The organism is Ideonella sp. (genome assembly GCF_035254525.1).
Taxonomy (GTDB): domain Bacteria; phylum Pseudomonadota; class Gammaproteobacteria; order Burkholderiales; family Burkholderiaceae_C; genus Ideonella.
Window position 1 is genome coordinate 1 of record NZ_DATFAN010000191.1, and the last position, 6,138, is coordinate 6,138.

The following is a 6,138-nucleotide window of genomic DNA, read 5'->3' on the forward strand; positions in this document are numbered from 1 at the left end:
CTTGCCCGGCTCGACCCGGTTGGCCACCGGCCGGCTGGCGGCATCGCGCGGCACGAAGGCGAAATCGGTCAGCTCGTTGTTCAGCAGGAAGCCGCCGGGCAGCCCGGTGCCGCCGTCGCTCATGACGCGGCTACCGAACCCCGCTTCGATGGTCGTCGTCATCGACACCGCATGGCCCTCGGCATCGACGATGCTGATGTGGCTGGTGCCATGCTCGGGCTGCGCCGCCTGGGGCGCCGTGGAGGTGGCTGCGGCGCCAGGGGCCGGGTCGCCCGCGGTGGCGGTGCCGAGGCTGCGCCGGCCGCTGATCAGCGTCGCGCGGCGAGCGAGGTAGGCCCCGTCGAGCAGGCTGCTCCAGGTACCGGCAGGCGGGGCGGCGAAGTCGGGGTCGGCCAGGTACTGCGCCCGGTCGGCGAAGGCCAGGCGCGCCGCCTCGGCATAGCGGTGCAGGAAGGCCGGGCTCGGCAGCGCGCCCTGCAAGGGCGGTGGCGCATCGTGCAGCTGGTCCAGCAGCCCCAGGATCTGCATCGTCGCGACGTGGCCCGACGAAGGCGGCGGAAAGCCGCAGACCTCGAAGCGCTGGCGCCACCGCGTGCACATCGCCTGCCGCAGGCGCGGATGGTAGCCGGCCAGGTCGGCTTCGGCGAGCCGGCCGGGGTTGGCCGGGTGCTGGCGCACGCGGCGCACGATGTCGGCCGCCACCGGCCCCTCGTGCAATGCAGCGCTGCCGCGCTCGGCCAGGCGCCTCAGCACCGCCGCCAGCGCCGGGTTGCGCAGCCGCTCGCCGGCCTTGACCGGCTCGTCGCCGCCGTCGCGGAAGAAGTAGCGGCGGGCCTGCACATCGCCTTGCAGCGCCCGGCCCGCCTCGGTTCGCAGCAGGCCGGCCAGGCGCGGCCCGACGACGAAACCCCGCTCGGCCAGCGTGATGGCCGGCTCGAACAGGCGGGCCCAGGGCAGGCGCCCATGCCGGCGGTGCGCCGCCTCGAGCATCCGCACCGCGCCCGGCGTTCCGACAGCGCGTCCACCGGTGACCGCCACATCGAAATCGAGCGGGCGCCCGCGTTCATCCAGGAACAGCCGCTCGTCGGCGGCGGCCGGGGCGGTCTCGCGCCCGTCCCAGGCCTGCAAGGCCGTGCCGTCCCAGTGCAGCAGGAACGCGCCGCCGCCGAGGCCGCTGGACTGCGGCTCGACCAGGGCGAGCACCATCTGCACCGCGATCGCCGCATCGAGCGCAGTGCCACCCTCGCGCAGCATGGCCGCGCCGGCCTCGCTGGCCGCGGGGTTGGCGCTCGCGACCGCCCAGTGTGCATAGCGCTGCTCGGCCGGCGCCGCGGCATAGCCGGTGGCGGCTTCGGGCAGGCGCGGCAATCCGGCAGCAGATGGGTCTGCCACCGGCGACGGGCTGCAGGCCGCGAGCCACGCGGCGGCCAGCAGCAGGGCAGCGAGCTTGCGGCTCAGTGCAATGCCACCCCGGTCTTGGCCTGCACTTCCTCGCGCGTGACGCCGGGCGCCAGCTCGACCAGCTTCAGGCCGTGCGGCGTCACGTCGAGCACGCACAGGTCGGTGATGATGCGGTCGACCACGCCCACGCCGGTCAGCGGCAGCGTGCACGCCGGCAGGATCTTCATGTCGGTCGATCCATCCTTCTTGGTGGCCACGTGCTCCATCAGCACGACGACGTTCTTCACGCCGGCCACCAGATCCATCGCGCCGCCCATGCCCTTGACCATCTTGCCCGGGATCATCCAGTTGGCGAGGTCGCCCCTCTCGCTGACCTGCATCGCACCGAGGATGGCCAGGTTGATCTTGCCGCCTCGGATCATGCCGAAGCTGTCGGCGCTGCTGAAGATCGACGAGCCGGGCAGCGTGGTCACGGTCTGCTTGCCGGCGTTGATCATGTCGGCGTCGACTTCTTCCTCGGTCGGGAACGGGCCGATGCCGAGCAGGCCGTTCTCGCTCTGCAGCCACACCTCCATGCCGGCCGGCACGTGGTTGGCGACCAGCGTGGGCAGGCCGATGCCGAGGTTCACGTAGAAGCCGTCCTGCAGTTCCTTCGCAGCGCGGGCGGCCATTTCATCGCGGTTCCATGCCATGGTGTCGGTCTCCTCAGGCCTTGCGGACGGTTCGTTGTTCAATGCGCTTTTCCGGGTGCGCATTCAGCACGATGCGGTGCACGAAGATGCCGGGCAGGTGGACCTGGTCCGGGTCCAGCTCGCCGGTTTCGACGATCTTCTCGACCTCGACGATCGTGATCCGGCCCGCCATCGCCACGTTGGGGTTGAAGTTGCGCGCCGTGCGGCGGAACTGCAGGTTGCCGCTCTTGTCGGCCACGTGCGCCTTGACCAGCGAGACCTCGGGCACCAGCGAGCGCTCCATCACGTAGGTCTGGCCGTCGAACTGGCGCGTTTCCTTGCCGTCGGCCACGATGGTGCCGACACCCGTCTTCGTGAAGAAGGCCGGGATGCCCGCGCCGCCGGCCCGCAGCTTCTCTGCCAGCGTCCCCTGCGGCGTGAACTCCAGCTCGAGCTCGCCCGAGAGGTACTGCCGCTCGAACTCCTTGTTCTCGCCGACGTAGCTGGAGATCATCTTCTTGATCTGCCGCGTGGCCAGCAGCTTGCCGAGGCCGAAGCCATCGACACCGGCATTGTTCGAGATGACCGTCAGGTCCTTGACGGCACTTTGCTGCAGCGCCTCGATCAGCGCCTCGGGGATGCCGCACAGGCCGAAGCCGCCGACGGCCAGCAACTGCCCGTCTCGGACCACGCCGTCCAGCGCCGCTGCGGCGCTCGGGTAAACCTTGTTCATTCGCTTTGCCTCCGGGCTTGTTCGGATGGGCACGAAGCGTACTACGTACATCATTAAGTAGTCGTTACGTAGATTTGACTAAGGCCTTCCTGCCAAACCCGACCATGCCAGACCCGATCCTCACCATGACCCCCGCCCAGCTGCAGGACCTGCTCGCGACGATGTTCGCGCCCTGGGTGCAGGAGCTCGACCTCGTCGTGCGCGCCGTCGAGCCCGATGGCGTGATGCTCGCGCTGCCGGTCGGCACGCGCCACGTGCACGGCGGCGGCGTGCTGTGCGGCCAGACGCTGATGGCCGCGGCCGACACGGCGATGGTGCTCGCGATCAGCGCGCAGCTCGGCGGTTTCCGGCCGATGACCACGGTGCAGCTACAGACCAGCTTCCTGCGCCCGGTGGGCAAGGACATGGGCGAGGTCACGGTCGTCGCGCGTGTGCTGCGACCCGGCCGCCAGCTCGTGTTCGGCGAGATCGAGTGCCTGCTGCCCGACGGCAAGCTGGCCGCCCACGCGACCACCACCTACGCGCTGCTGTGATGGCCCGCGCGACCGCGATGCCCATCGACCTCGACTACCGCACCGCCTTCGACCTGGCGCCGATCGGTATGATCCTGTCGCGCCACCGGCTGGTGGTGGACTGCAACCGGCGCGTGCTGGAGATGTTCCGCGCGCAACGCGACGAACTCGTCGGCCAGTCCTTCGAGGTGATGTACCCGAGCGCCGACGAGTACGAGCGCACCGGCGCGCGCATCGTCGCGAGCCTCGGCACCGACGGCTGCTATGCCGACGACCGCGTGATGAAGCGCAGCGACGGCGAGCTGTTCTGGTGCCATGTCTCCGGCCGGGCGCTCGATGCAGGCGACCCGCACGCCGCCGGCATCTGGAGCTTCGAAGATCTCTCGGCCCGCCGCGTGCTGAAGGTCGACTTCACCGCACGAGAGCGGGAGATCGCCGCGCTGCTGATCGACGGCGCGACCAGCAAGCAGATCGGCAAGCGGCTGTCGATCAGCCCGCGCACGGTGGACGTCTACCGCGGGCGGCTGATGCGCAAGGTGGGTGCCAGCACGACGCCGGAGCTGGTGCACCGGCTCCTGTCTGCCTAGGCGATGAGCGTGCGCAACCAGTCCGGCACCGGCATCGCCTTGCCGAGCGGGAAATCGACCCACACCGTCGTCGCGCCGCCTTCGGCGTAGATCACGCCGGGCTGGTCGGTGCGCTCCAGCGTGATGAAGGTGTCGAAGCTGGTCCGCCCGAGGTTGGCCACGTAGTGCCGGGCCAGGATGTCGCCCGGGTACTCGAGCTGGCGCAGGAAGTTGCAGAACGCGTTGACGATCACCGGGCCCTGCCCTGCCGGGTCCGGCGCGCCGCCGACCTCGTGCAGCCATTGCACGCGAATGATCTCGAGGTAGCGGAAGTAGACGGTGTTGTTGACATGGCCCATCGCGTCCATGTCGCCCCAGCGGATGGGGATGACCATCTCGTAGGTCAGCTTCTTGTCGGCCGGCAGTTCGAAACGCATCGCCTCAGCTCAAGCCCAGTTCAGCCTTCACCGCCATCAGCTCGGCGCGCAGCGCGGCCAGCTCCTCGGACAGGCGCGTCACCTCGCCGCGCAGCGCCGCCATTTCGCCGGCCGCCACCGCACCCTCGCCCGTCGGCGCGGCATACCCGGCCGGCGGCAAGACGGGCTCGCCGCACAGCAGGTGGGCCCAGCGCGCCTCGCGCTCGCCCGGTGCGCGCGCCAGCTTGACCACCCGCGCCGGCGGCTTGGTGGCCAGCTCGTCGAGGAAGGCCTCGACCGACGAGATGTCGGCAAACCGGTGAAGGCGCTCGCAATTGAGCCGCAGCTCGGCCGCCGTCTGCGGCCCGCGCAGCATCAGCACCGCGAGCAGCGCGACCGACTGGCTGGGCACCGCCAGCACGCGGCCCAGGTTGTGCTCGTAGCGCGCCACCCGGCTGCCGCTGACTTCGAAGATCAGGTGCAGGTGTTTCAGGCTGTCGATCGCCACCAGCAGATCGGCCTCGCTGACCTCCATCACCGGGGCGCGTGCGGTCTTCTGGTTGCAGCCCGATTGCAGCGCGTTGAGCGACAGCGGGTAGGTGTCCGGCACGGTGTGCTGCTTCTCGACCAGCACGCCGAGAACACGGGCTTCCAACGGAGTCAGATAACGCAGATCCATCAAGCCCCTCCGCAGGCTTCAGGCTCCATCACGCGCCGAAGCCGTCGTCAGCCTGCAGGATCGCGCCATTGATGAAGTGGCTCTCCTTCGCGCACAGCATCAACAGCGCGAGGTCCAGGTCTTCCGGCTTGCCGATGCGCTTGCGTGGCAGCATCTGCATCAGCTTCTGGCCGGACTCGGTCTGCCAGTGGTGGTGGTTGATCTCGGTGTCGATGTAGCCAGGGCAGATCGCGTTGACATTGATGTCGTAGCGGCCCCATTCGAGCGCCATCGCACGGGTCATGTGGATCACCGCGGACTTGCTCATCGCATAGACCCCGATCTGGCCCAGCACGCGCAGCCCGGCCATCGACGCGATGTTGACGATGCGGCCACCCGTGAAGGTGCCCGGCGCCGCGCCGCGGGCGCGCGCGACCATGCGCTTGCCCACCTCCTGCGCGACGAAGAAGGCACCGCGCACGTTGGTGTCCATCACGTAGTCGAAGTCTTCCGGCGTCACGTCCAGCAGCTTCTGGGTCGTGCTCACGCCCGCGTTGTTGATGAGGATGTCGAGCGTGCCGACCTCGGTCTCGGCATGTGCCACGCCGGCGCGGATGCTGACCGGATCGGTCACGTCCATCGCCACGACGTGCGCATCGCCGCCGGCCCCCTCGATCTCGGCACGAAGCGTCTTCAGGCGTTCGACGCGGCGCGCCGACAGCACCACGGCGGCGCCCGCCTTGGCCAGCGTGCGGGCGAATTGCGCGCCCAGGCCGCTGGAGGCGCCCGTGACCAGGGCCACGCGGCCCGAGAGGTCGATGGAGTAGCTCATGGCAGTGTTCTTTTATGGAGTGGCAGCCAGCGTAGCACGCAGTGCCGCCCGCGGGATGACGACTGCGCGACAGCGCCGGATGCCGCTGTCGCAGAAAAAGCACGGTCGTTCTATTTTCGATCCCGGCCGCTAGAATCCTGCGGCCGCTGCACTCCCCCCCAACACCACCCACACCATGACCTCGCCCGAACTGCTTGCCCAATACGGCCCTCGCGAATCGATGGACTACGACGTGGTGATCGTCGGCGGCGGCCCGGCGGGCCTGGCCACCGCGATCCGCCTGAAGCAGATCGCCGCCGAGAAGGGCCAGGAAATCAACGTCGTGGTGCTCGAGAAGGGCTCCGAGCCC

9 protein-coding genes are annotated in these 6,138 nt (G+C 69.5%); 3 read left to right on the forward strand and 6 right to left on the reverse strand.

Annotated elements, in window-relative coordinates; genetic code table 11:
• From VJ693_RS20775 to VJ693_RS20785, 3 genes are all read right to left on the reverse strand, one after another.
• A partial coding sequence (locus VJ693_RS20775; protein ID WP_324157339.1) for a gamma-glutamyltransferase family protein occupies positions 1-1,368 on the reverse strand: 1,368 nt, incomplete at its 3' end.
• Positions 1,369-1,454: 86 nt separating this feature from the next.
• On the reverse strand, positions 1,455-2,093 hold the full coding sequence (locus tag VJ693_RS20780; RefSeq protein ID WP_324157341.1) for a CoA transferase subunit B: 639 nt from the start codon (positions 2,091-2,093) through the stop codon (positions 1,455-1,457).
• Positions 2,094-2,106: 13 nt separating this feature from the next.
• A complete protein-coding gene (locus VJ693_RS20785; RefSeq protein ID WP_324157343.1) occupies positions 2,107-2,805 on the reverse strand; it encodes a CoA transferase subunit A in 699 nt (232 codons plus the stop codon).
• A gap of 125 nt (positions 2,806-2,930) precedes the next feature.
• On the opposite strand from VJ693_RS20785, the gene VJ693_RS20790 reads away from it, so the two are divergent.
• Both VJ693_RS20790 and VJ693_RS20795 read left to right on the forward strand, forming a co-directional pair.
• Complete coding sequence (locus VJ693_RS20790; protein WP_324157345.1) at positions 2,931-3,338, forward strand: PaaI family thioesterase; 408 nt, start codon at positions 2,931-2,933, stop codon at positions 3,336-3,338.
• Positions 3,338-3,904, forward strand: a complete 567-nt coding sequence (locus tag VJ693_RS20795) for a PAS and helix-turn-helix domain-containing protein (protein ID WP_324157347.1) — start codon at positions 3,338-3,340, stop codon at positions 3,902-3,904. The genes VJ693_RS20790 and VJ693_RS20795 overlap by 1 nt, the downstream gene beginning before the upstream one ends.
• Here the strand turns inward: VJ693_RS20795 and VJ693_RS20800 are convergent.
• The 3 genes from VJ693_RS20800 to VJ693_RS20810 are packed head-to-tail and all read right to left on the reverse strand — an operon-like array spanning position 3,901 to position 5,789.
• Positions 3,901-4,320, reverse strand: a complete 420-nt coding sequence (locus VJ693_RS20800) for an acyl-CoA thioesterase (protein ID WP_324157349.1) — start codon at positions 4,318-4,320, stop codon at positions 3,901-3,903. The two genes, VJ693_RS20795 and VJ693_RS20800, sit on opposite strands and share 4 nt — an antisense overlap.
• A 4-nt stretch (positions 4,321-4,324) precedes the next feature.
• On the reverse strand, positions 4,325-4,978 hold the full coding sequence (locus VJ693_RS20805) for a YceH family protein (RefSeq protein WP_324157351.1): 654 nt from the start codon (positions 4,976-4,978) through the stop codon (positions 4,325-4,327).
• 28 nt (positions 4,979-5,006) lie between these two features.
• A complete protein-coding gene (locus VJ693_RS20810) occupies positions 5,007-5,789 on the reverse strand; it encodes an SDR family oxidoreductase (RefSeq protein WP_324157352.1) in 783 nt (260 codons plus the stop codon).
• Positions 5,790-5,964: 175 nt separating this feature from the next.
• Here VJ693_RS20810 and VJ693_RS20815 point away from each other — a divergent pair.
• Positions 5,965-6,138, forward strand: a 174-nt coding sequence (locus VJ693_RS20815) for an FAD-dependent oxidoreductase (RefSeq protein ID WP_324157354.1), incomplete at its 3' end; no start/stop codon positions are given.